General features: G+C 59.6%; 24 protein-coding genes and 1 tRNA gene. 16 read left to right on the forward strand and 9 right to left on the reverse strand.

Annotation, left to right across the window (positions count from 1 at the left end; genetic code table 11):
• Nucleotides 1-2 precede the first annotated feature (2 nt).
• From ribH to B0G73_RS21885, 3 genes are all read left to right on the forward strand, one after another.
• Nucleotides 3-509 (forward strand): 6,7-dimethyl-8-ribityllumazine synthase, encoded by a 507-nt coding sequence (gene ribH / locus B0G73_RS21875; RefSeq protein ID WP_006050161.1) that lies wholly within the window; start codon nt 3-5, stop codon nt 507-509.
• Nucleotides 506-940, forward strand: a complete 435-nt coding sequence (nusB, locus tag B0G73_RS21880) for a transcription antitermination factor NusB (RefSeq protein ID WP_106283369.1) — start codon at nt 506-508, stop codon at nt 938-940. The genes ribH and nusB overlap by 4 nt, the downstream gene beginning before the upstream one ends.
• Nucleotides 941-1,097: 157 nt before the next feature.
• Complete coding sequence (locus B0G73_RS21885; RefSeq protein ID WP_106283370.1) at nt 1,098-2,294, forward strand: pyridoxal phosphate-dependent aminotransferase; 1,197 nt, start codon at nt 1,098-1,100, stop codon at nt 2,292-2,294.
• A gap of 113 nt (nt 2,295-2,407) precedes the next feature.
• Here B0G73_RS21885 and B0G73_RS21890 read toward each other — a convergent pair whose 3' ends face one another.
• Nucleotides 2,408-3,592 carry a transglycosylase SLT domain-containing protein gene (locus B0G73_RS21890; RefSeq protein ID WP_106283371.1) on the reverse strand — a complete coding sequence of 395 codons (1,185 nt, stop codon included), beginning with the start codon at nt 3,590-3,592 and terminating at the stop codon, nt 2,408-2,410.
• Nucleotides 3,593-4,198: 606 nt separating this feature from the next.
• On the opposite strand from B0G73_RS21890, the gene B0G73_RS21895 reads away from it, so the two are divergent.
• Both B0G73_RS21895 and B0G73_RS21900 read left to right on the forward strand, forming a co-directional pair.
• Nucleotides 4,199-5,767 carry a UbiD family decarboxylase gene (locus B0G73_RS21895; protein ID WP_106283372.1) on the forward strand — a complete coding sequence of 523 codons (1,569 nt, stop codon included), beginning with the start codon at nt 4,199-4,201 and terminating at the stop codon, nt 5,765-5,767.
• 52 nt (nt 5,768-5,819) lie between these two features.
• Entirely contained in the window at nt 5,820-6,497 is a 678-nt protein-coding gene (locus B0G73_RS21900; RefSeq protein ID WP_106283373.1) for a LysE family translocator, read from the forward strand.
• Nucleotides 6,498-6,575: 78 nt separating this feature from the next.
• On the opposite strand, the gene B0G73_RS21905 is transcribed toward B0G73_RS21900, so the two are convergent.
• From B0G73_RS21905 to B0G73_RS40605, 3 genes are all read right to left on the reverse strand, one after another.
• Nucleotides 6,576-7,541, reverse strand: a complete 966-nt coding sequence (locus B0G73_RS21905) for a threo-3-hydroxy-L-aspartate ammonia-lyase (RefSeq protein ID WP_106283374.1) — start codon at nt 7,539-7,541, stop codon at nt 6,576-6,578.
• A 254-nt stretch (nt 7,542-7,795) separates the two neighbouring features.
• Nucleotides 7,796-8,089 carry a hypothetical protein gene (locus B0G73_RS21910; protein ID WP_106283375.1) on the reverse strand — a complete coding sequence of 98 codons (294 nt, stop codon included), beginning with the start codon at nt 8,087-8,089 and terminating at the stop codon, nt 7,796-7,798.
• Between the two features lie 374 nt (nt 8,090-8,463).
• Complete coding sequence (locus tag B0G73_RS40605) at nt 8,464-8,625, reverse strand: hypothetical protein (protein ID WP_007180743.1); 162 nt, start codon at nt 8,623-8,625, stop codon at nt 8,464-8,466.
• Between the two features lie 236 nt (nt 8,626-8,861).
• Here B0G73_RS40605 and B0G73_RS21915 point away from each other — a divergent pair, with 236 nt between their 5' ends.
• From B0G73_RS21915 to B0G73_RS21925, 3 genes are all read left to right on the forward strand, one after another.
• The gene (locus B0G73_RS21915) at nt 8,862-9,800 is read left to right on the forward strand and encodes a Rossmann-like and DUF2520 domain-containing protein (protein WP_106283376.1); all 939 of its coding nucleotides are present in this window, start codon (nt 8,862-8,864) and stop codon (nt 9,798-9,800) included.
• A gap of 77 nt (nt 9,801-9,877) precedes the next feature.
• Nucleotides 9,878-10,198, forward strand: coding sequence for an EthD family reductase (locus B0G73_RS21920; protein ID WP_106283377.1), 321 nt, complete (start codon nt 9,878-9,880; stop codon nt 10,196-10,198).
• A 228-nt stretch (nt 10,199-10,426) separates the two neighbouring features.
• On the forward strand, nt 10,427-10,990 hold the full coding sequence (locus B0G73_RS21925) for a YggT family protein (protein WP_106283378.1): 564 nt from the start codon (nt 10,427-10,429) through the stop codon (nt 10,988-10,990).
• A gap of 95 nt (nt 10,991-11,085) precedes the next feature.
• Here B0G73_RS21925 and B0G73_RS21930 read toward each other — a convergent pair whose 3' ends face one another.
• A complete protein-coding gene (locus B0G73_RS21930; protein ID WP_374957027.1) occupies nt 11,086-11,715 on the reverse strand; it encodes a hypothetical protein in 630 nt (209 codons plus the stop codon).
• On the opposite strand from B0G73_RS21930, the gene B0G73_RS41925 reads away from it, so the two are divergent.
• The 6 genes from B0G73_RS41925 (at nt 11,693) to B0G73_RS40115 (ending at nt 18,923) form a co-directional block, all read left to right on the forward strand.
• The gene (locus tag B0G73_RS41925) at nt 11,693-12,124 is read left to right on the forward strand and encodes a hypothetical protein (RefSeq protein WP_374957028.1); all 432 of its coding nucleotides are present in this window, start codon (nt 11,693-11,695) and stop codon (nt 12,122-12,124) included. The two genes, B0G73_RS21930 and B0G73_RS41925, sit on opposite strands and share 23 nt — an antisense overlap.
• 931 nt (nt 12,125-13,055) lie before the next feature.
• The gene (locus B0G73_RS21935) at nt 13,056-14,021 is read left to right on the forward strand and encodes a retron St85 family effector protein (RefSeq protein WP_106283380.1); all 966 of its coding nucleotides are present in this window, start codon (nt 13,056-13,058) and stop codon (nt 14,019-14,021) included.
• On the forward strand, nt 13,966-14,922 hold the full coding sequence (locus B0G73_RS21940; protein ID WP_106283381.1) for a retron St85 family RNA-directed DNA polymerase: 957 nt from the start codon (nt 13,966-13,968) through the stop codon (nt 14,920-14,922). Before B0G73_RS21935 ends, B0G73_RS21940 begins: the two co-directional genes overlap by 56 nt.
• 177 nt (nt 14,923-15,099) lie before the next feature.
• Complete coding sequence (locus B0G73_RS21945) at nt 15,100-16,380, forward strand: hypothetical protein (protein WP_146144223.1); 1,281 nt, start codon at nt 15,100-15,102, stop codon at nt 16,378-16,380.
• 503 nt (nt 16,381-16,883) lie between these two features.
• On the forward strand, nt 16,884-17,738 hold the full coding sequence (locus tag B0G73_RS21950; RefSeq protein ID WP_219907290.1) for a serine protease: 855 nt from the start codon (nt 16,884-16,886) through the stop codon (nt 17,736-17,738).
• Between the two features lie 318 nt (nt 17,739-18,056).
• The gene (locus B0G73_RS40115; RefSeq protein ID WP_146144224.1) at nt 18,057-18,923 is read left to right on the forward strand and encodes a hypothetical protein; all 867 of its coding nucleotides are present in this window, start codon (nt 18,057-18,059) and stop codon (nt 18,921-18,923) included.
• Nucleotides 18,924-19,097: 174 nt separating this feature from the next.
• On the opposite strand, the gene B0G73_RS21960 is transcribed toward B0G73_RS40115, so the two are convergent.
• Both B0G73_RS21960 and B0G73_RS21965 read right to left on the reverse strand, forming a co-directional pair.
• Nucleotides 19,098-20,309: an XRE family transcriptional regulator gene (locus tag B0G73_RS21960; RefSeq protein WP_106283384.1), complete on the reverse strand. Its 1,212-nt coding sequence runs from the start codon at nt 20,307-20,309 to the stop codon at nt 19,098-19,100.
• A complete protein-coding gene (locus B0G73_RS21965; protein WP_106283385.1) occupies nt 20,293-20,958 on the reverse strand; it encodes a hypothetical protein in 666 nt (221 codons plus the stop codon). The genes B0G73_RS21960 and B0G73_RS21965 overlap by 17 nt, the downstream gene beginning before the upstream one ends.
• A 214-nt stretch (nt 20,959-21,172) precedes the next feature.
• Here B0G73_RS21965 and B0G73_RS21970 point away from each other — a divergent pair.
• Together B0G73_RS21970 and trmB are read left to right on the forward strand one after the other, a co-directional pair.
• A tRNA-Gly gene (locus tag B0G73_RS21970) sits at nt 21,173-21,246 on the forward strand.
• Between the two features lie 652 nt (nt 21,247-21,898).
• Nucleotides 21,899-22,681 carry a tRNA (guanosine(46)-N7)-methyltransferase TrmB gene (gene trmB / locus B0G73_RS21975; RefSeq protein WP_106283386.1) on the forward strand — a complete coding sequence of 261 codons (783 nt, stop codon included), beginning with the start codon at nt 21,899-21,901 and terminating at the stop codon, nt 22,679-22,681.
• An 80-nt stretch (nt 22,682-22,761) separates the two neighbouring features.
• Here trmB and B0G73_RS21980 read toward each other — a convergent pair whose 3' ends face one another.
• Together B0G73_RS21980 and B0G73_RS21985 are read right to left on the reverse strand one after the other, a co-directional pair.
• Nucleotides 22,762-23,598, reverse strand: a complete 837-nt coding sequence (locus B0G73_RS21980; RefSeq protein ID WP_106283387.1) for an undecaprenyl-diphosphate phosphatase — start codon at nt 23,596-23,598, stop codon at nt 22,762-22,764.
• An 81-nt stretch (nt 23,599-23,679) separates the two neighbouring features.
• Nucleotides 23,680-24,273 (reverse strand): DUF1439 domain-containing protein, encoded by a 594-nt coding sequence (locus B0G73_RS21985; RefSeq protein ID WP_106283388.1) that lies wholly within the window; start codon nt 24,271-24,273, stop codon nt 23,680-23,682.
• Nucleotides 24,274-24,349: the final 76 nt, after the last annotated feature.

The raw sequence follows: 24,349 nt of genomic DNA on the forward strand, positions 1-24,349 counted from the left end.
ACATGGAAATCGGACAATACCAACCGAATCTCGACGGCGACGGACTGCGTATCGGCATCGTGCAGGCGCGCTTTAACGAGCCCGTTTGCAATGGCCTCGCAGACTCCTGCATCGAAGAACTCGAACGCCTCGGCGTGACCGGCGAAGACGTGCTGCTCGTCACCGTGCCGGGTGCGCTGGAAATCCCGCTGGCGTTGCAAAAGCTCGCCGAAAGCGCGCAATTCGACGCACTGATCGCGCTCGGCGCGGTGATTCGCGGCGAAACGTACCACTTCGAACTGGTATCGAACGAAAGCGGCGCGGGCATCACGCGTATCGGCCTCGACTTCGGCATTCCGGTCGCGAACGCGGTACTGACCACCGAAAACGACGAACAAGCCGTTGCGCGCATGACCGAGAAGGGTCGTGACGCGGCGCGCGTGGCCGTCGAAATGGCGAACCTTGCCGTCGCGCTCGAACAACTCGGCGGCGACGACGAGGAAGAAGACGAAGAAGAGGAAGAGGCATGAAGAGCGCACGCCGACGCTCCCGCGAACTGGCCACGCAGGGGCTTTACCAGTGGCTGCTGTCGGGTTCGCCCGGCGGTGAAATCGACGCGCAACTGCGCGGCGCGCAAGGCTTCGACAAGGCCGACCACGAACATCTGGACGCCATTCTGCACGGCGTGATCCGCGATTCGGAAACACTGTCCGCGGCAATCGCTCCGTGTCTCGACCGTCCGATCGAGCAGCTCTCGCCGGTCGAACGCGCCGTGCTGCTGGTGGCCGCGTTTGAACTGAAGAACCACATCGATATTCCTTATCGCGTGGTCATCAACGAAGCGGTCGAACTCGCCAAAACGTTCGGCGGCGCGGACGGCTACAAGTACGTGAACGGCGTGCTGGACAAGCTGTCGGCGCAACTGCGCGTGGATGAGACGCAGGCGGCTCGCAAGCGTTAAGCGCAAGGCGCATGGCGCATGGCCGGCGGCATGGTCGTTGGCGTGCGCTACGCTGAACGAGCTGGCGTAACCGAACCGTTCATAAGGACGCCGTTTCGCGCACAAGCACTCGCGCCGAACGTCGTCCCGCTTTTGCTTCTGAACTGGATTTGATCGTATGAACTCCGTGACCGAACCCTTGGTGCGGCTTGCTGCACGTGTGGACGCCATCCAGCCTTTCTATGTGATGGAACTGGCCAAGGAGGCCGCGCTTCTCGAGCGCGACGGCCGCGACATCATTCATATGGGAATCGGCGAACCCGATTTCACCGCGCCCGAGCCGGTTATCGAGGCGGCCGCGAGCGCACTGCGCCGTGGCGTCACGCAATACACCAGCGCGCTTGGCCTGCACGCGCTGCGCGAAGCGATCTCGGCGCATTACGCCGACTTCTACGGCGTTAACGTGGATCCGGCGCGGATCGTCGTTACCGCCGGCGCATCGGCCGCATTGCTGCTGGCTTGCGCGGCGCTGGTCGATCGCGACGACGAAGTGCTCATGCCCGACCCGTGCTATCCGTGCAACCGCCATTTCGTGATCGCCGCCGAAGGCAAGCCGGTAATGGTCCCTAGCGGCCCGGCCGAGCGTTTCCAACTCACCGCCGCCGACGTCGAGCGTCTCTGGAACGAGCACACCCGTGGCGTGCTGCTGGCGTCGCCGTCGAACCCGACCGGCACGTCGATCGAACCGGCCGAACTGGAGCGCATCGTCAAGGCGGTGCGCGCGCGTGGCGGCTTTACCATCGTCGACGAGATCTACCAGGGGCTGAGCTACGACGCGAAGCCCGTGTCGGCGCTCTCGTTCGGCGACGACGTGATCACCGTCAACAGCTTCTCGAAGTACTTCAACATGACGGGTTGGCGTCTGGGCTGGCTGGTGGTGCCGCCCGGCATGGTCGGCGCGTTTGAAAAACTCGCGCAAAACCTGTTCATCTGCGCTTCGGCGCTCGCCCAGCACGCGGCGCTCGCCTGCTTCGAGCCGGAAACGATCGCGATTTACGAAGCGCGGCGCCAGGAATTCAAGCGTCGCCGCGACTTCATCGCGCCGGCGCTGGAATCGCTCGGCTTTTCCGTGCCGGTAATGCCCGACGGCGCTTTCTATGTATATGCCGATTGCCGCACGGTCGCGCACGCCGCGGCCGGCGACAGCGCGGCACTCACCAAGGCCATGCTGCACGATGCGGGCGTGGTGCTGGTGCCGGGCATGGATTTCGGTACGCACGCGCCGAAGGAGTACATCCGGCTGTCGTACGCCACTGCCTATCCGAAACTGGAAGAGGCCGTCGACCGACTGGCGAAATTCTTCGGCAAGGGTTGAGCGCAGCGACTCTCAATCTCTCCTCAATCGCAGACGAAAAAAAAGGACACGCCAGAGCGTGTCCTTTTTTGTTGCCACTCCTGCGCGGAGTCGCCCGTTCTAAGCTGCCAACCTCAAGCGCCCAACTCCGAGGCCGATGCCACGTGCTTCGTCGCGTTGGCGCTCGCATCGTCCAGCTCGGAGGAAACCGGCGCCTTCACCGGCGTCGCCGCGCTCAACGGGTGACTGCCTTCGAGCGTCACCTGCACGCGCTTGCCATTGCTGGCGGACGCGGCAGTAGCCGTGTTGGTCGACGCCGTCAAAACCGGCGCCTGCGGTGCGTTGATCGGCACCTTGCGGCCACGCGCCACGTCCCGCAGACGGGCACGCTCGGCCATGACCTTGGCACCGTAGCCGCCGTCGTCCGGCGAAGTCGAGCCGACGTACAGACGCAAGCCGCCCGGCAGCGAGCCGCCGCGTGCGATGCAATCCTTCAACACCAGCGCGCCCACCTTGATGTTCGCGACCGGTTCGAGCGCCGCGCTCTGACCGCCGAAATACTGGAATTTGTCCGAGTGCACCTTGGACATAACCTGCATCAGGCCTTGTGCGCCGACGCCGCTCTCGGCGTACGGGTTGAAGCCCGACTCGATTGCCATCACTGAAAGCAGCAGCAGCGGATCGAGACCGACTTCGCGGCCGGTGTCGAACGCCGCCTTCACGAGCTCGCTGACGGGCTCCTGAGCAACGCGATAGCGCCGTGCGAGAAAGGACGCAACCAGGTCCTGCTCGCGGGTCGAGATCAGGACGCGGTCGTCGCGCGCGTCGGCGGATACACGTTGCGACGGGATCAAGCTTGCCAGCGCAGTAACGCTCTGCATGGTGCGCGGATCGAGGCCGTTCAGCGCCGCGACACCCATGCCGGTTGACCCGGCGGCGTCGAATGCGTTGTCAAAGCTGCTGTTGCTCGCGGTGACAGTGTTGCCGTTGTTCGTGCCGCTCACGGCATCGGGGCCGTTCGAGCTGGCGGTCAGCGAGTCGTCGGAGGACGCGCGCGCGGGCGGTCCGAAAGCCGGCAGCGGGTTGCCCTGCAGCAGACGGGCGGGACCGGCTTGCACAGCGGCGGAGATGACCGGCATTGCCTTGGCGGCTAACGTGCCGCGCAGGGCCGGCATCAGCCACAGTGCGACTGTCAGCACCACCGCGATACCGCCGACGATGCTGAACAGGTGATGACTCATTCGCGTCCCGCAACGCACCACACCGCGCACAACTTGCGCGATACGCTCATCGGGACGCCACGATAACCAGGCGTTCATTCAGATCTCCCATGTTGCATGATCCGCGAACCCCGCCATATGAATAGGCGGTGAAGCACGTTCGCAGAATCAAGACATCGCGCGCTCTGTCTGGTTAGGGCAGCAGCGACGTCGGGAAAACGGTAAATACCGTTTGTGGGGAGCCATCCTGGAAAAGGACCGCGGCATGTCAAAAAAGCATGCGGGCGGTGGCTCCCACGCGAAAAACCAGCGTCAGTTAACGCTGGCGAGGACATCAATAAGACCGTCTAATACCGTGCAGGAATCGGTAAGCGGTGACGCGTTGCGTCTGATGGGACCGGGGGCAGTGGTAAAAAGGTTCACGCCCTGCAACCAATGTGGACGGATTTTATGCAGGGTTTTATAGATCGTCAACACTATAGATAGGCAAATGTATAACTAATTGTAATAACGAACCCTGTTCAGACACCCCAAAACCGCGCGGCGCGCGCCTTTTGACCTGTTTCGGTTCCCCCGTCCCGCCTAGGTCATTTGGCCGAGCTACGTGCGCTCGCCAACACAGGTAAAATCGACAATCGTTCTGGCGCCGTTAAACCGTGCTGCGCCTCCCTTCTTCGCCGCTTGCGCGGCACTGAACCGCACCAGATGAAATACAAAGACCTGCGCGATTTCGTCGGCCGTCTCGAGACCATCGGCGAACTGCGCCGCATCTCACAAAGCGTCTCGCCTGTCCTGGAAATGACCGAGTTGTGCGACCGCGTGCTGCGCGCCGGCGGCCCGGCTTTGCTGTTCGAGAGCAAGACACAGCATGCGTTCCCGGTGCTCGGCAACCTGTTCGGCACGCCTCGGCGGGTCGCGCTCGGCATGGGAGTGGACGCGCAAGCCGGCGAAGGCGACGGCGCCGCGCTCGAATCGCTGCGCGACGTGGGCCGGCTGCTCTCCGCATTGAAGGAACCGGAGCCGCCGAAGGGGCTCAAGGACGCCGGCAAGCTGTTCTCCCTCGCAAAGGCAGTGTGGGACATGGCGCCCAAGACGGTGAGCGCGCCGCCCTGCCAGGAAATCGTCTGGGAAGGCAACGACGTGGACCTCGCGAAGCTGCCGATTCAAACGTGCTGGCCCGGCGACGCCGGCCCGCTGATCACATGGGGCCTGACCGTCACAAAAGGCCCAAATAAGAGCCGACAAAATTTAGGCATATATCGCCAGCAATTGATCGGACGTAACAAACTGATCATGCGATGGCTCGCGCATCGCGGCGGCGCGCTCGATTTCCGCGAGTTCGCCCTGCAGAACCCGGGCAAGCCGTATCCGGTGGCAGTCGTGCTGGGCGCCGATCCCGCCACGATCCTCGGCGCGGTCACTCCGGTGCCCGACACGCTGTCTGAATACCAGTTCGCCGGCCTGTTGCGCGGCGGCCGCACGGAACTGGCGAAGTGCATCACGCCGGGCGTCGACGGCTTGCAGGTGCCCGCGCGCGCCGAGATCGTGCTCGAAGGCTTCATCTATCCGCAGGAAGGCGCGCCTTCGCCCGCTCCCGCAGGCGCACTGCCGCGTCCGGTCAAGGGCGCCTCGGCGGCCTACGAACATGCGTTGGAAGGCCCATACGGCGACCACACCGGCTACTACAACGAGCAGGAGTGGTTCCCAGTCTTCACGGTCGAGCGCATCACCATGCGGCGCGATGCGATCTATCACTCCACGTACACCGGCAAACCACCGGACGAACCTGCCGTGCTCGGCGTCGCGCTCAACGAAGTGTTCGTGCCGCTGCTGCAAAAGCAGTTCAGCGAGATCACCGACTTCTATCTGCCGCCCGAAGGCTGCAGCTACCGCATGGCGATCGTGCAGATGAAGAAGAGCTACCCCGGCCACGCCAAACGCGTGATGTTCGGCGTGTGGAGCTTCCTGCGGCAGTTCATGTATACGAAGTTCATCGTCGTGGTCGACGAGGACGTGAATATCCGCGACTGGAAGGAAGTGATCTGGGCGATCACCACGCGCATCGATCCGGCGCGCGATACGGTGCTGGTGGATCGCACGCCGATCGACTATCTGGATTTCGCCTCGCCGGTGGCCGGACTCGGATCGAAGATGGGCCTCGACGCGACCAACAAGTGGCCCGGGGAAACCGATCGGGAATGGGGCCGCCCCATCGTGATGGACGACGCGATCAAACAGCGCATCGACTCCTTGTGGAACGAGTTGGGCCTCTGAGGCAAGCCGTACGACAAGACTGAATAACAAAGCTAACGGAGCCGTTGCGCAGATGCATGCTTTTTCAATGATGTCGGATGGGTTTTTTCTGTCGCTGTCGCTGTGTCTGGATATCGGTCTTGTGAACGTCGCCATGATTTCCCTGACGCTCTCGCATGGCTTCAAACCGGGCTTCTGGCTCGGCCTCGGTTCGTGCATCGGCGATCTGATTTATGCGGCGCTCGCGCTCGCGGGCATGGCCGCCTTGCTGCAGTTCCAATCCGTGCGCTGGGTGGTGTGGATCGGCGGCGCGGCGATCCTGCTCTTCCTGACCTGGAAGATGGCCCGTGAAGCGATGTTCCCGGCGACGGCGCCGGCCGTGGCCGGCGAGGCGGACGCGAATGCGCCGCATCTGTCCGCGTGGCGCGGTTTCCTGCGCGGCGTCCTGCTGGCGGTGTCGTCGCCGTCGGCGATTTTGTGGTTCGCCGCGGTCGGCGGCGCGCTGATCGCGAAAGCCGGCGCCACGAGCGTGACGACCGCGCCGGTCTTTCTCGGCGGATTCTTTCTTGGCGGTCTGTGCTGGACGATCTTTATCTGCGGACTCGGCAGCCACGGGCGCAAACGCGCCGGCACCGGCTTGCTGCGCGCCTGTCACGTGCTGTCTGCGCTGCTGTTTGCCTACTTCTCGTACAGCGTGATCGTCAACGGGTATCGTGATCTGATCGTGCAAACCGCGCACGTGGCAAGCTGATATGAAAACGGCCCGCGTTGGCGAGCCGTTTTCGATTGAGCGCCAGGCCAGCGCAACAGTGCCTGCCCACGCAATGTATCAGGCAAGATACTGCGCAAGCTTTTCCAGGTCGACGTTGCCGCCGCTCACCACCACGCCGACACGCTTTCCCTTCACCGGCACGATGCCGTTGAGCACCGCGGCCGCGGCGAGACAGCCCGTCGGCTCGACCACGATCTTCACGCGCTGCGCGAAAAAGCGCATCGTCTCGATCAACTGCGCGTCGCTGACCGTTTCGATCCGCGCGACCAGTCTCTGGATGATGGCAAACGTGTAGTCGCCCAGATGCGTGGAAGCAGCGCCGTCGGCGATCGTGCGCGGCGTGTCGATATGCACGATCTCGCCGCGCGCCAGCGACTGCTGGCCGTCATTGCCAGCTTCCGGTTCAATGCCGATCACCGTGCACGCCGGACTCAGTGCCGCCGCGGACAATGCGCTGCCGCTGATCAATCCGCCGCCGCCGAGGCACACGAACAGCATGTCGAGCGGCCCGGTTTCCTCGATCAACTCCTTCACCGCCGTGCCCTGCCCGGCGATCACGTGCGGATGATCGTAAGGCGGAATCAGTGTCATGCCGCGCTCTTCGGCGAGCCGCCGCCCGATTTCTTCGCGATTTTCCGTGTAGCGATCGTAGGTGATTACTTCACCGCCGTAGCCCTTGGTTGCGGCGACTTTGGCCGCGGGTGCGTCCTGCGGCATGACGATCGTGGCGTGGATGCCGGCAAGGCGCGCCGACAAGGCAATCGCCTGGGCATGGTTGCCCGACGAGTATGTCAGCACACCGGCTTTGCGCTGCTCCGCGTCGAAATGCGAGATCGCGTTGTAGGCGCCGCGAAATTTGAAGGCGCCCATGCGCTGAAAATTCTCGCACTTGAAGAACACCGACGCCCCGGTGCGCTCATTGAAAGTGCCAGAGGTCAGAACGGGTGTGCGGTGGGCGACGCCCTCAAGACGCGCTGCGGCGTCGAGTACGTCGTCGAAAGTGGGAGCGGGAAGCGCTTGCATCGGCGAAACTCTCCAGAGCGGTGGCGAAACAACCATTCTCCCAGCTTCGACCGAGCTTTGGAACGTCAGGCGTGAAGTGAGCGTGTGAACGCCTCTGGCAACTCTTCGCCCTGACCGGCCGGCGCGAATTCAAACCGTCATTCGGACAATGAGCCCGCCATCGACTGCATGAAAAGCCGCCAACAAAAATACAAACGGCGTAACCCGGCGATCAAGCCGGCGTTACGCCGTCAATCAAAATCGACCCGCTACATTTAGCGGCGATAGTAGCCGTGACCGTAGTAACCGCGATAATAGCCGTGATGATAGTAAGGACGCCCATAGCCACCGTAATACCCGCCTACCACGACTGGCGGCGGTGCATAAACGACCGGCGGCGCATAAACCGGCTGCGGTGCGTAGTAGACCGGCGGCGGCGCGGCATAAACCGGGTAGGCCGGCGCAATCGGAACTCCGATACCGATACCGACGGAAACGTGTGCCTGAGCGGCACCGGCAAGCCCCAATCCGAGTGCTGCGGCAACGACAAACGGAACGATCTTTTTCACTTTTATTCTCCTAGCGCGGCCCACCAGGGTCGCCGACTTCGCATGCCCTGCATGCTATGAAATCAATGTATCGAAAAAGACCGCACCCATCTGTTCGCATTTGTTGCAAATTGCAATCGGCGACAAAAGCGCGCAATGCCAGCGGACGCCGCAAGCGGTCAATCACCTTCGTAATGCGCTGAAAACTCAGGGATTGCCCGTGTTTGGAGACGCCACATTCAGTCGCAATGCCCGCCTTACGGCTTGCGGCATTTGCTTCACAGTAATCTTTGATTACAAATTAGCTTCGATCCTGACGGCGTCCAATTGCACCCCAGAATGAAAAATGCCCGACTGATGAGGCCGGGCATTCCTTACCTGCAGGGGTCGCTATGTCAACCGACCTTCACATACGCGAACTCGCGAGACACGCTGGGCGGGACATAGGCGCCGCTGATCCGCACGCGCGGCGTCAGGCGCTTTTTCTGATCCCACCAGCGACGGCGCTGCGCGTGCGTCAGGAACCGCAAGTGCTTTCGGTAAGAAAAAATATTCATCGTGAACCTCCCGAATCTGACTGCGAGACGAAATACCCAGAACAGCAACTGCCAAACCGGCTCTGAAGAATTATGAGCAGTTTTTAAACCCGCGGGCGCCAGCAGCCGAATGGCCGGCCGGGGGCGTCATATCGCAGGCGCACTGATCGAGCGAAAGCCAGTGCCCAGCCGCGCCGCGAGCGTGGCGGATGGGCGATACTTCTGCTTTCCCAACGTTTCGTCTGGAGCAGGCACCCATGTCCCAGTCCTCTCTGCCGCGCCTCGGCTTTATCGGTGCGGGCCGGCTCGCACGTTGTCTCGCGCTGAGCTTTTCACGCTCCGGTTATCCGGTCACCGCGGTAGCCAGTCGCTCGGCAACTTCCGCTGGCCGGCTTGCCAGTCAAATCGAGCATTGCGCGGCATTCGAGAACCCACAACAGGTTGTCGACGCCGCTGATATCGTCTTTTTAGCTGTTCCCGATGACAGCATCGGTACGTCAGCGCACACACTCCGGTTCACTCCCGACACCGCCGCCGGCGCGCACGGCAAGGCGCTCGTGCACTGCAGCGGGGCTTCGCCGGTCGAATTGCTCGCCCCGGCACGCGACCAGGGCGCCTCGATCGGCGGTTTTCACCCACTGTACCTCTTTAGCGGCGAACTCGCCGATCTGGAGCGCATCGCCGGGTGTTCGGTGACGATCGAAGCCGACGGCGCACTGAGACACACGCTGACAGCGCTAGCCGTCGCGCTGCGCTGCCATCCGCTGTCGATTCCGGCGGGCGGTCGCATGCTCTATCACGCCGCCGCGCACTACGCCGCCAGCTTCGCGCTGTGCAGCCTCGCGGAATGCGTCGCGCTGTGGCGCACGCTCGGCTTTGCCGAAGACGATGCGCTGCGCGCGCTGCTGCCGATGCTTTCCGGCACCATTGAAACCGCCCGCGACAGGGGTTTGCCCAACGCGCTCGCGGGCCCGGTATCGCGCGGCGACACCGGCGTGGTTCAGAAACAACTGGCGCTGCTGGAAGGCCTCGGCGGCGACCACGCCGCGCTGTACGGGCTGATGTCGCGGCGCGCGGTCGGCCTGGCCGAACGCCGCGCCACGCCGCCCGCCGCGATCGACGCCATCGCGGAGGTGGTGGAAGAATCGCTCAACCGGTCGCTGAATCAGGCCGCAGCAGGTGCAAGCGTCAAGTAAGCCGTGATAATGTGACGTCCGGCGCCGCGCGCAATCCGCCAGCGCCGCGCATCGGGACCAACAGACGAGAACGCACAATGATCAAGGTCAGCATCCTCTATCCGTATCGGGAAAACGGCCACTTCGACGTGGACTACTACTGCGTCACGCATATGCCGCTCGCGGCGAAGCTGTTCGGGCCGTCGCTGAAGGGCTGGTCGGTCGACGTCGGCATCAACGCAGGGCCGCCGGGAACGCCGCCACCGTACGTCGCAGCGGGCCACTTCCTGTTCGACAGCGCGGACGACTTCTACAAAGTCTTCAAACCGGCTTCCGAGCAATTGATGGCCGACATTCCCAACTACACGGACGGCGGCAACGGCGCGATTCTGATCAGCGAGATCAAGATTTCCGTGTGATGCCCCGCGGAACGCGGACGAATCGCGGTCTTTAATATAGTGAGCCGTTGATCGGGACCCGCGAACCGTGACATTGCAGCACCACGCGGCCGCTTCAAACGACGCGTAACGCGCCCCGAGTGCGGGAAAGGCGCGGGAAATTCAAATGAACCCGCCGGCGCGCCGTTTGGAGAGCGCCGGCACCCTGCGGCCGCCCGGCGGCCGTCATTCGAAGGATAAGGACACGAGATGTTTGGCGATATCGCCCGTTTTCTGCTCAATACCGTCTTCACGCTGTTCGGCGCGGCGCTGTTGCTGCGCGCATGGCTGCAAGTCGTGCGCATGCCGCCCTACAACCCCGTCACGAATGCCGTACTGCAAGCCACCAACTGGATCGTGCTGCCGCTGCGGCATATCTTGCCGAGCACGCGCAAGATCGATTGGGCGAGCCTTGTCGCGGCCCTCCTCGCCGCCATCGTGTATGTGGTGCTGATGGTGGTGCTGACGGGCGCCGATCCGCTCACGCTATTGCCGACGCTGTTGATCGTCGCGGTGCTGACTCTGATCAAGTGGGCGCTGAATCTGATCATCTGGCTGACGATTCTGATGGCGCTGCTGTCATGGCTCAATCCGCGTTCGCCGGCCATGCCGATCCTGTACCAGCTCACGGCGCCGTTTCTGAATCCGCTGCGCCGCGTGGTGCCGCAACTCGGCGGCATCGACCTTTCGCCGATCCTGCTGTTCGTGATCGTGCAGGTGCTGCTGATGGTGGTCACCCGCGCCGCCGTTCAACTGACTTATTTCGTGATCTGAACGCGCAGGTAGCGAATATTCAGAAGCCGCCGCCCATCAGAAAGGCGGCGGCTTTGTTTCATGCGTCGCTTATTGCTTCAGCTGATTGCTTCCGCTTATTGCTTCGTCAACTGACCGTAGGCGACCGTGTTGTTGGCCGCTGTCCTGATCATGAAGAGAATCGTGCGGGCGTACAGGGTGCTGCCCGTGATCGGCAGGAACGTAATCGCGGCATTGCCCGAATACGTCGCGCCCGATTTCAACGTGCAGGACGCGGTCGTGCCGCTCACGCTCAACGTGTAGAGATTCTTGCTGGACGACGGCGTGGCGAGCAGCAACGTTCCGGAGACCGGGCAGCCGCTCAGTGTGCCGCTGAGCGTGCCGTCGTTTGCAATCGTCAGTGACGAACCGGTTTGCGCCCACGTGCCCGCGACGCTCGACTGGGTAACTGCGAGCGCATTCGCCGCGTCGTAGTTCCAGGACAGGTTCACCGTGGTGCCGTTCTCGACGTAGCTGCCCGTGAACGTCTGTTTATTCACGAAGGTGCCCGAGCCGGAGGTCGTCGGATAATAGAAGCCGCCGATGAATGCCACACCCGAGGTGAGCGTCCAGTTCGGCGCGCTGGGCGCGATGACGCCGAAGAATTCCGACATGCCGAAGCCGCCTACCGTATTCAGGTAAGAGATGTTGCCTTGCGGATCGACGAACGCCGTGGTCTTGTCGATGCCGGACTGGCTTGTCCACACCCCTTCTACGCCGTTGCCCGTGGCCGCGGCCGAACCGCTCTGCGGACTGGTCAGACTCGGCAGCTGCTCGCCGCTCAGGGCGGGCGAAGAAGCCGGAACCGGCGCGCTTGCGGGAACGGGAGCACTTGCCACGGCCGGCGCCGAAGCGCTGCCGGTCGCAGGCGCTGCCGCCGAATTGCCCCCGTCGCCGCCACCGCCACACGCGGCCAGCGCGAGCGAAGCGAGCAGGGATAACGTCAATTTAGCTTTAATTTTCATATCCATTTTGTATTTGGGTGAGTGCACAGCCAATCAGATCGGCTATGGCACACCGTTGGTCATTTTGATCTCGATGATTGCCGCCAGCGCCGATTCGTTGAAATATTTCAGAAAGTCACTTGACAGAATCAAATCGAATGAATTCTTGTAACATTTGGAAAGGGCGCTAAAGAAGTAAACGGCGGCATTCCGGTAAGCTTTAATATTTATTCGAATGTCTTGAGCGACCACTCAGTCGATAGCGATGAAATTTCATGCATAACGAATCAAAAAATCAATGCAAGCGGTGCGTAACTATTTGATTGGCCTTGTATTTATATGGGCTTCTAGCTGCATTCGAGTTCCGCGATCTGGTTGGCAGTCGGAGCGTTAATCGGCTAGTTCCGCGCTGTGCGCGGTGGCGGACGGCAGCGCCTCGGTGTACTCAGTTGCGGCGCCTGACGAAGACGATGCCGCGTTAGACGCGTTGGGTGGAACTCGCGAGAGAGATAGCGGAGCGAATGCGCAGGAGCAGGCGACGAATCGCTGAGTACGGCTCGGCAGATACGATGAGCCGGCGCGAAGTGGCGCGGAACATCACACGCGCTCCCCGCAGTCAGCACACCACCTGACGCGCCGCAAACGTCCACGTTTGCCAAGTTGCGTGAAACCCGCGTAGATTGGCGCGCTCTGCGGGCGTCGTATAATGGTAATGCCCTAGCTTCCCAAGCTGCAACGGCTTGAGCAAACCCACTATTCATGCAGGTTTTTGGATGCGGCTTTCCAGCGGGCACCATTGAAAACCACATGTCGTGCGGGTTTGACGAAGACGCCAGTTTTCACCCCATCCCTAAATCCCAGAAGCGGCAGTACTGTCTGCCTATCCCTTCGTATGATCAACGCTACCAGGAGCAGCATTTATTCCTTGCAAGCGAAAGATCGATCAGCAATAATTTCCTTGCCTAGCATTTGTTCTGATGTTTTGAACCGGGTTGCGGGTTGCAATCCTCCTTGATTTTTTACCTCTGTGGCGATGGGAGCCGTTCCGTCCCGCCGTCAGTCGACGTCGTGCCAAAACGGCTCCCATCGACGCTCTAGTAGGCATGCTCGTGCGCGACTTAAAACACAAAAACAGTGCGATAAGCAAGCAGTTAGAGAAATTCGCCGCGCGGCTTCGCATTCGCCATCCCGCTCTATCACGGGCGAACCGTCTTTTATTTCTCTGCGGAGCGAACCGCAGTCCCGGGGTACCCTCCCCGAGACGACAAGCTATTAAGCGGTTCGTCGAAAACATCTCCTCCGACTACCGAGTGATCTACGCCGAAGGGGTGTTCAACGAGTTGGCCAAAGTCGGCCACGGCAGCAATGCGTTGGACTTGGAGCACGAAATCTCTGAAATCGCAGATCGGATCCTCATTGTTCTCGAAAGTCCAAGTGCGTTTTGCGAACTGGGCGCGTTTGCCCACAAAACGCTGAGGGAAAAGCTAATAATCGTTAACGATTCCCAGTTCCGGGGAAACGGCTCATTCATAGACACCGGTCCGCTTGCAGCAGTTAGAGAATGCAAATCACCAATACTTTGGTACCCGATGGGTGCAGACGGCCTAGCGAAGACCGATGGAATCGGCGCAATCTTTAGCGATCTCAAAGCCGCAGTTGACGGCAGGCCAATCTCAGTCGGGAAGCCAACAAGCGCCGACATCGGAGATCTGTCTGCCAGCAAACTGAGCCTCTATTTCATCCATGATCTCGTTTTGTTCGTGGGTCCTGTCACCCACGCCGAGCTCATTGATGTCCTCATCACTGCGTTCGGGAAGAAAAGCTTCGACATGGCGAAAAGCCTGCTTGGCATTCTTCGCGAAGCGAGACTTATTGTTAGCAATCAGGTAGGCACCGATTGGGCATTCCGAGCAACTACAACTACGCCATTCCTGCAATATGCAGCAGATACAAACGCGCTGATGGCGACGTTTCGACGATACCACCTCCAGACAAACCCAAAGCGATTTGCCGATGAACATCGTGGAACGTATGTCGAACGAGCTGTCGGTCCCGCAATCGCTGCTTGAAAGCGCTGTGCGACTAGCTCACGTTCGATTCAGAAAAATCAAGGTCCCCAAACGCTCTGGCGGCCAGCGGGTAATGATTCAGCCCGCGTCCGAACTTAAGCTTGTATTGAGTTGGCTTGATTCTCGTGTTCTGTCTAACGCACCGGTAAGCCCCATTGCTACCGCGTTTGAACCCGGAACTTCAATCATCAAGAACGCACGAACCCACAGCAAGTCCCTTTATTCCGTCCGAATCGATTTATCGAATTTTTTTCCATCGATTCGCTCTCGCGATCTGCTGCTCGCACTGTCAAGGTCACGTGAGTTGCTTCCCGAATGGGCATCCGGCGGAGATTTCGAGGCAGTGGTGCGTAACGCGTGCTTCGATCGCGCCGACAGGCTGCCAGTCGGCTACATGACGTCGCCGAGAATTGCAAACATCATCATGCTGGAGTTGGATACAGCTCTGGCGACGGCGGTATCGCGCGACTCGGTTCGCTTTGGTCAAGCGGTCCTCACACGGTATGCGGACGACTTCGTGTTCTCTACGGATAAGAAAGGCGCGTGCAACGAATTCTTATCGGAGATGCGGAGCTTGCTGGCGTCAACGCCGAGCCCCAAGCTATCCATCAACGAAGCGAAGACTCGATTCATGAGCCGTATGGGAGGAACGACCCTCATCACCGGATTGCGCGTGAATAACGACGGGGACGTTGGCATCCACGCGAACTACAGGGATCACATTCGGTTGCTACTGAAGCTATTCTCGACCGGACGGTTGAAGCCCGCAGAGAACGAAAAACTGCGAGGACACCTCGCATTTATTGAACACGCCGATCCTGACCTATTCACCCGCCTATCGTTTAGATACCACGCGGAGATCGCTAAGTTGCGCGGACACCCCAGTTTGAATCCCGTTTGAGTGCGGTCACGCAACGCACCGCCCAGGCTCATACGCGCGAGTCGAAGCATACGAACAGCCCGCCGGATGCCCACCACGTTTCATAGAATTGTTCAAATGCCTGCCAAGGCTTCATGGTGGCACAGGACGGGAGGTTCAGACCGGCTGAGTCTCCGTCACCTCTTCCCAACCTCTCCAATGTCCGAATCTCCCGAACGAACACCATCCCAACAACTCTCCGAACAGCAACTGGTGCAGGAGATCTGTTCAGCTCCCAATGCACTCGAAGCCCACCGCCGGTTCGAGAAAACCGCGGCCGCATTGGAAGAATGGCAGATTATCTTTGGGGAGGAGAGCAACGCCGGATCCATCAAGTTGCTGGATCAGACGCTAGGCTCCTCCGGCGTTGCAACGTCTGTATTCCGCGGGAGATCGCTATGGTTGATGGATGCGCCATTTGTCTCGCAATCCGGACCAAGCGGCTTTCGCGGCGGCTCGGCCATGTTTCTAGACTCGAATGCGGCCACCTATATTCGCAATATCGCCTACAAGGATGATCTATCTCCGGAAGCGTTGAATTGGGCAAATCTGATCAACCAGATCGGTCCAAGGCTGCAGCAGCTCAACCCCTATCTCTATCTGTGGGAGTCGGTCAGATCCTGGAAGGATGAGACGGTTGCCGAATGCAAAAGGTCAGTCGCGGCGATCCATGCGCTGTCGTCGTCCGGTAGCAAGCTAAGTGCAGAATGGGGCCGGCGCTTCCGCGCGGTGTTCCGTGAGAGTGCGGAGAATTTCGCCACCGGCCTGATTGCGGAATTCGAGCGGAGCCTGGAGGCCGGGCTCTTTGCCGCCCTGGAGGACCAGCTCAATCTGATGGAGGTCGTTTTAATTCGGACTCAGATCATCGAGCTGAGCTCCAAGAAAGCCAAGGAGCACAAGCTGGCGCAGTTGGTCACTTTCATGCACGAAGAACTGTCCACAATCATGCTACGGGAGCTGATCGTCTGCGGTGACATCCTACTTCGCAGCAACCGATCTAGAATTTCCAAAAAGCTCAATTCCATCCAAAACCATGCTGATCCCCTAGCGCTGATCAGAAACTGCGCTTGGGACATGTACATTCCCCGCGCCCTGGATGCCTTGACCTCCGTCACTCCTGACCAGGCTCCTCACGTGGACTTCTATGTGGCGGAGGTGCTCAGCTTCGATGGCGACGTATCAGACATCATCAACACCACGAAATTGAGGGCGATCGCCGTACATCGGCCATCGAAGAAGAACTTCCCCTTCTTCGATAGCGATGTTGCCGAGTGGTTGGGAAATCGCCTTGGGCCGAAACGCATGGGCGCGCTGTCGGACTACTTCCTGCCAGAAGCGTTCCTTGATCGAGCTAGGCGCCGGCCCGCAATGTCGGTCCGATCCATTCTGGAAGCAGACCGCGAGAAGCTGATCCATTTGATCCAGCAAAAGAAAGGGTGAACTCGAAACCGGGCCATCCGGACTTTGCTTCCGAAAACGTCGCAAAGGGTAGCGGCCGGATCGCGAATCTGGTCGGCGGTCAGCGGCGGGAAATTGTTGTGGTATCGGGTGTCGTTCATACGACGACTATCCGGGCGACTTCGCGCTTTGGACAACGGATCGAAATCTGGGTGGTTCGCTCGGCTAGTCGTCTCAATTCGATTCGTTCTCGTCGTTCGTCTCACCTTCAAAGGCTGCTTCCAAGGAACAACGAGCATTAATGTCGGCATCAATGCTGGCCACTGGCGACGATGTAAAACGAGAGGCTCTTCTTGGCGGGTACGAGATCTACGAGTGAACCGCTCGCGGACTTGTGCGATCATCGAAGGCCACGCTGCGCTTAGAAAGAGACGAATGTCCGCAAAGGGGAAATACTGATTGTTGATCTTTGACGGTAAGTCGTCGACGCGTGCACTCCACAGCGTGCAAGTGAGCCGGTAAATCATCTATAAGGCGAGGTCTCTATGAGCATCGAAGCGTCCGCCCTGCCCCCCGACCTGCCGGTCGCGCCGGGAAGCGCAATTGCAATGAACCTGCAAATTCCGTCGCTTAAATCGCTGTACATCGAAATGCGGTTCCAAGAAACTCTGTTGAGCAGCGGGACCGCGTTCCTCGTAGCCAACGACCAGTCTTCGCATTGCGCCTTGATTACGAATCGCCACAACGTAACCGGCAGGCATCAGGAAACGGGCGAGTGTCTAGATAAAAAGCATGGAGCTGTCCCCGACAATGTCCTCATCTACTTTCACAAAGATCCTCTAGAGCTCGGGGAATGGAAATGCATCAAACTTCCACTTTTCCGAGAGGACGATTCACCGTTGTGGATTGAACATCCCCGCTTTGGAGCGACGGCCGACATGGTGGCCCTAAACTTGAAGTGGGGAAGCGACGTCCACAAAGTGCCCTACTACCTCAAGACAGATCTTGACCGAAAGAAGTTGTTGCTTCGTCCCGCTGAACCGGTTAGCGTAATTGGCTTCCCTTTTGGCTTGTCTTCCAGCGGACGGTTTCCGATATGGGCGACTGGATTTCTTGCCCAGGAGTTAGGGACTGTTACGCCGGACAATCCAACATTTCTCATTGATTGCCGAACCCGTCAGGGGCAGTCAGGGTCGCCTGTGATTGCATACCGAACCAACATGATTACGACGGTCGAGGGCAATAAGGCCTCAACCACCATGGGAGCCGGTTCGGTCGCGTGGGAGTTCCTCGGTATCTATTCGGGCAGGGTCAATTCAGAGTCAGATTTGGGGCGGGTGTGGCACGTCAGCGCTATCGAGGAACTGTTGGCCGCTGCAGAAATTTCCAAGTCCAAATAATCTTCTTAGTGTCGGCGTGCCCTAGATGCCAACTGACCAAGATCAGCTGCCTGTAGCTTTACCTAATCGCGATGCGATGCGCGAATGTCTGCCTCCTGCCGAGCAGACGCTTGAGTGACCGTTTGGCCTCGGTGAAGCGACCGGCTAAGGACCGCCGGCCGAGCACTGACTATACGCGAGACTTACCATATCTTTGCATGTCCAACGGATCAAGCAGATGATGCGCGCAGACATCGAAGACACCTCGGACAATCGGGCTCCGATAATCCACGCGCCAACTGTCGGTAAATATGCGAGTAAGGGACGCACAACAAACACATGACGATGCAATCATCTCTTGAATTGACAGAGAGGCTGAAGCCCCGACTGGCGAATGACTTCCAGCGCAAACTCTTGGACGCATCCCTTCAGAGTGCGCAGGAAAAGTTGAACCCCCTAAGACTGAACAACTTCTCAGCGTCATTTAGGGAGCTCTTTCGACATGTGCTCGCCGAACTAGCACCCGACCAGCAAGTGTTAGCCTCAAACTGGTTTGTCCCTGATGAAAAAAACGCTGGCAAGATTACACGCGGCCAGAAAGTCACGTATGTCGTGCACGGCGGCCTCGATCCCGCATATGTGGAAGACACCCTTGGAATTGAAGTGCAAGCAGAACGGTCGGCTTTGCTCAAGACGATCGATCGACTCAACAAATTTACGCACGTTAATGAAGACTCCTTTGACTCGCCCTCTAACGAGGTCGAACGACATGTTCTCGATGCGTGCGAAGCTCTCGAAGCGTTTTTGAATTGCGCCGATGAAGCGCGACGCCTCTTGTGTAGTCGGGTCGAAGAGCAAGTCCAGAATGATGTCATCCGACAAGCCATTAGCGAAACGATCCTTTCCGTCGATGAAATTGCGACCCATCACTCGATAGAAGATGTCTACGTTGAACGGGTCGAAATAATTGCGCTCGACAGCCGTGAGATTCATTTCGTAGCGTCTGGCACTGTAGACGTCACGCTGCAATGGGGATCAAACGGCGACTTGCGCCGAGGCGAGGGTGCTGAAATGAGTGAGTCTTATCCTTTGACGTGCAACTTCGTCAGTTACGTTGAGGATCCTGACGAACTCGCAATGGTCGAGGACTCACTATGTGTCGACACGAGTTCATGGTGGGATGGCTACTACGACGAAGGAGAATAGTGCGGTGCCAAAGCGCTATGCGAGCCGCATGGCACGGCGAGTTCGTTCACGGCTCAACGGAAGATGACCCGCTTCATGCTTCGTCGAGCCGGAATCTCTGAGCGCGAACCTTCAATGAGTCACATTGAAGGTTGCCATCGACTGTTTTTTGTAGAACCGGGCGAGAGTCGCAAGTTACTTCTTGAATCTCTGAAACGACACAATATCGGCCAGACTAACACCGGTTTGACGCTCAGTCGGACCGCTCGACCTCGCTGATCGAAGGGTCGCTAACTCCACTACTTGAGCTGGCGCATTGAAGTAATTCATGCGCAGACCGCAGAGTTTTTCCACATCACGAGGTGAATATCCCAAGTGACGTGCGATGCTTTCGACCGGCAAAATCCCTTCGTTGACCAGCAGTTCCACTGTGCGTCGTAGCAACCGCGGCTCCTCTGGCTCCCATTTTTCGTCGCCAGGTTCTGCCTTGGATCCCCAACGGGCCGAACGTCGCTTGAAGAGCGTCAACTTATCTTCATCACTAAGCAAGCCAAGTGCGTGCAACCGCATCATCATTGCCGCCACAGACGCGCCCCAGCGCTGCTTGAGGATGAGCAGATTGTCTAGGTTTGTAGGCACCCGAACTTCACTAGCAAACGTTTCCGCTGGGAGCAAGAGCGCACCTGCAAATCGATGCGCTTGTCTTTCCATCTGGTTATAGCGGTCGCGCTCTTCAGCTCTCGGTATGTGCTTATGTAAAATGAGATGCCCGATTTCATGGGCCAAATCAAATCGACTGCGGAAAGCATTGGCTTTGTCAGCCGACAGAAACACGATGGGCCGTCCAAGCAGTTCGCTCCAACTTGAAAGACCTTCAATAGCCGATATTTCAGTTTCTTCGCGAATGACGAGGACGCCCGCACTTTCAGCGGCAAGAGCAAGGTTCTGCACGGGACCCCGGCCCAATTGCCAAAGCGCGCGACATTCCTCAGCCGCTGCCTCGATATCGGCCTCGCTGATCTGCTCAGGATCCTGAAATGCGCGCACGGGAAGGTTGAGTTCCGGATAGTCAACGTAGTCGCCGAGGAGAACGGCGATCTCCTGCGTCCATTCGGTCCGAGCCTCCAACTTGGCGCGAGCGGCTTTCAAAGCCGATGCATTGCTTCGATAAAGTGGCTTAGAGACAGGCCGCAACATAGCGCGCGTGAGCCATTCCGGCTGCACGTTGAGTACAGACGCAAGCCGCTCGAATGTATCCGCTTCGGGAGCTTGATCTCCCTTACACCACTTGGTGACGGTCGGCGCCGCAACGCCAACCAAGCTTGCCAGCTGGCCCTTCGTCAGCCCACGAGCCGCAAGCGCTTGCTCAAGCCTTGCGGGTTGAAGATCATTAATTCCCTTCGTCATTGCCAGTCTGCTTCTTGGGTTGTGTCTTGAGTTTGGGCTGAGCGTTATCAGGCTGCTCCACCGTGTTCGTTTGCTCGTACAGGCTCAAGAATTCGGTCACTGACTTCATATACAGCCAAGACTTTAAGTCGGGCGCTGGCAGCGCCAACATGACCTGAGTCAGTTGAGCGATGCCGTTCGCATCGACACCATCCATAACACCGAGAATGAATATGGTGCCCGCCGTCGCTTCCGACGCTTCGTCGAACAAATCGCGCTGCACGTATTTTTGTTCGATGCTTTTGTTGACTTCTGCCAACGTCTTGCGCGTCGCACTCCGCCGCAAATTCACCCATTGATGTCCGGGGACGTTGAGACGTGCAACGTGGAAGATACCCCAGCGTCCCACAACCAGACGCGTGCCACGAAGAGGCGTCGGATCTGCGCCATGAGCCAACAAAGCTTCGTGGAATGCCTCATTGATGTAGAAGTGCTTCACTTGGCCAGCGGCGGACGGGCGATGCCCCAGCGCAAACGCGGACGCCTGAGCGCGGCCTTTTACATCCCCATTGTGATACGCATCCTCACAAGCCATCAGCGCATCACGCGGAATGTTTTGGACGATGAGCTGTTCCAGTGCTTCGATACCATCAGCGGGCGAAGTCGCCATACATGACACACCGTAGGTTGTTTTCGAGTAACGCGAATTCTACCACCAAAAGTTTCGCGTTGAAGGGTAAATCATCAAATTTCGTCCGCGTGAGCGCGTGACGATGACATTCGCGTGATGCCAGCAAGAATTTCCGAAGTGCATACACTTTTCACCCCACTTCACACGAATCCGCCCCCCAAAGCGCCGAAACCCTTGTAAAATTGCGTGCTCTGCGGGCGTCGTATAATGGTAATACCCTAGCTTCCCAAGCTAGAGCCGTGGGTTCGATTCCCATCGCCCGCTCCAGATTCTTTCTAGTCGGCTCGTGAGCAACCGTGCAGATTCGCGAAGGGATCTGACTCTACCGCTCTTCTCATCCCTACCCGAAAAAAGCTTTTCCTGATCGTCGAATCCGGCAATGCATCCGCTTGCGCAAATCGGCCGAGAAGAGTCTTGAGTAGCTACGTCGCCGCAAAAGGCATCTCATCGCGAAGCGCGAATCACCGGTAGTGGGAGGGGCAGTAAGACTATGGGCGACGATGCGCATACTTGCTGATGATCATTACTCGGTCAGATAATCGCCCGAAGAAATAGCTTACAAAAAGATTAGATCACCTGTGCAGATGCCCGCGTTATTGGAATGTAATATTCCCCCTCACATCCCTACTCCCGCCATCTCCGGTCAGTCTGGACGCGCCCTTTTGGGTTGTGCTACCTTACGCGCACTTGCAACGCCCGCTCCACTTTCCTGCTGACACCTTCAGCAGAATCCAGCACGAGCCGCCTCCATGAAGGCGGCTTTTTTGTCATAGCGGCGGCCTGGCGCAGCGACCCGTCAACCTCGCGCTCACTCGCCGTGCCGGTCGGACTCGCGCCTCATACCGCGCAAGCTCGGACAGGCACCGTGCAGCACGCCGGGCGCGCCGCGAAGCCCTTTACCCTTGTAGCAGCATCGACAATGATCCACGATCCAAACGACGCCGGCCCGCCGGACGACCTCCCGACGCCCTCCAGCGAAACCGGACACCAACCGAACGCCGACGACAACGCGCCGCAAGAAGCGCTGCATCGGCGCCGCATCCGCAGCTTCGTCACGCGCGCCGGCCGCGTCTCGACCGGCCAGCGCCGCGCCATGGACGAACTCGGCCCGCGCTTCGTGGTGCCCTTCGCGCCGCAGCAGCCTGACTGGAACGCCGTATTCGGCCGCGAGGCGCCACGCGTGCTGGAAATCGGCTTCGGCATGGGGGCGACCACCGCCGAAATCGCCTCACACCGTCCCGGCGACGATTTTCTCGGCGTCGAAGTACACGAGCCGGGCGTCGGCGCGCTGCTGAAATTGATGGGTGAACAGAACCTGTCCAACATCCGCATCGTTCAGCACGACGCGGTCGAGGTACTCGAACAGATGATCGCGCCGGCCAGCCTCGACGGCGTGCACATCTTCTTTCCGGACCCGTGGCACAAGGCGCGCCACCACAAGCGCCGGCTGATCCAGCCGAAGTTTGTCGCACTGTTGGCATCGCGCCTGAAGCCCGGCGCGTATCTGCATTGCGCGACGGACTGGCAGAACTACGCCGAACAGATGCTCGAAGTACTGAGCGCCGATCCGGCGCTGGAAAATACCGCCGGCAGCTATGCGCCGCGTCCGGAGTACCGTCCGGTGACGAAGTTCGAGCGCCGCGGCTTGCGGCTCGGACATGGCGTGTGGGATCTCGTCTTCCGCAAACGCGGCGTTGCATAAACGCGCAGCACGATTCGGCACGCAACGAAAAAGGTCCGCAACGCGGACCTTTTCTCATAGCTGAAGCAAAAAGCAAGCGCTCAATCCGTCCAGCTCAACGCGCCGCTGTAGCCGACCAGCAGGATCAGCAGTCCGAAGCCGATGCGATACCACGCAAACGCGGTGAAATCGTGCGCGGCGATGTAGCGCAACAGCCAGCGCACGCAGGCAAAAGCACTGACGAACGCGGCCACGAACCCGATCGCGAAGGTGCCGAGCGCATCGACGGAAAGGAGGTGCCAGTCCTTGTATAGCTCGTAAGCGGTCGCGCCGAAGATGATCGGAATCGCGAGGAAGAACGAAAACTCCGTGGCAACGCGCCGATCGAGGCCGAACAGCATCCCGCCGATGATCGTCGAGCCCGAGCGCGACATGCCCGGAATCAGCGCGAAACATTGTGCGAGGCCGACTTTCAGCGCGTCCAGCGCGCTCAGGTCGTCCACGTTTTGCACGCGCGCTTCCCTCTCGCCTTGCGCGCGCTGACGCGCCTCTGCCCACAGGATCACGACGCCGCCCGCCACCAGTGCGAACGCGACCGGCACGGGCGAGAACAACGCCGCCTTGATGGATTTCTCGAACAGCAAGCCGAGCACGATCGCCGGAATCGTGGCGATGATCACATTCAGCGTGAAGCGGCGCGCATCCGGCCGGCTCGGCAAACCGGACACCACACTGCCGATGCGGCGGCGAAATTCCCAGCACACGGCGAGAATCGCGCCGAGCTGGATCACGACGTCGAAGGTTTTCGCGTGCTCATCGGTAAAGTTCAGCAGGCTGCCCGCGACGATCAAATGCCCGGTGCTCGACACGGGCAAAAACTCCGTCAATCCCTCGACGACGCCCAGAATCAGCGCCTTGCAAGCCAATAGCCAGTCCATCCGTGCCCCTAATCGCTGTAGTCAGTCGGAACGAACAGGGCCGGCACGGAAAGCGCGCGGCCCTGCCGGCCGCGCGCCGCGTCATTTTTCGACGATCTGCACGCGTATGCCGTTTGTAAGGATGGTGATTGTACCGGGTTCGTAATTCACTCCGGCAAATTGCAGTTGTTCGGGCTTAAAGGTGTAGATCGGATAGTTGGTCAGCAACTGCGTGGCGAGCACCGCCGCGGCCGCATTGATCTGCTGGGTATAGGCCTGCGCCTGCCCGCTCACGCTGACGTTATCGACGTTCGGCGACTTGAGCACGACCGATTTGCTGGCGGCGTCGTAGGCCAGTTCGCTCGACAGCGTGAACACGCCGTCGACCGGCTGCGGCATGAAGGGACTCACGAGACGCGCATCGAGCTTCACTGAGACGCGGTTCGCGTCGGGCAGCAAGCCGACCACCGGGTGGGTCAGCGCGACATCGAACACCTGCGAAACCGTGCGCTGATAGGGGAATTTACGCTGCACCGCGTCCTGCACCTGCTGCTGCGAGAACGTGTAATGCGACGGAATGAACGGAAAAGTCGAGGTTGCGCAGGCCGAGAGCGAAACGGTGATGCCGAGCGCGCTGCAGCCTGTCAGCGCGGCAAGCAGAAAGCGGCGCCGGGCCGGCGCGGCGGGTCGAGTCATGCGAAATCTCCTGTGGAAACCTGTTCTGGCATGCGATTACGGTGTTCGTTTTCGGCTGGTGGTTTGCCGTTTGCAG

The sequence above is a fragment of the Paraburkholderia sp. BL25I1N1 genome, from assembly GCF_003002025.1.
In the GTDB taxonomy this organism is placed as follows: domain Bacteria; phylum Pseudomonadota; class Gammaproteobacteria; order Burkholderiales; family Burkholderiaceae; genus Paraburkholderia.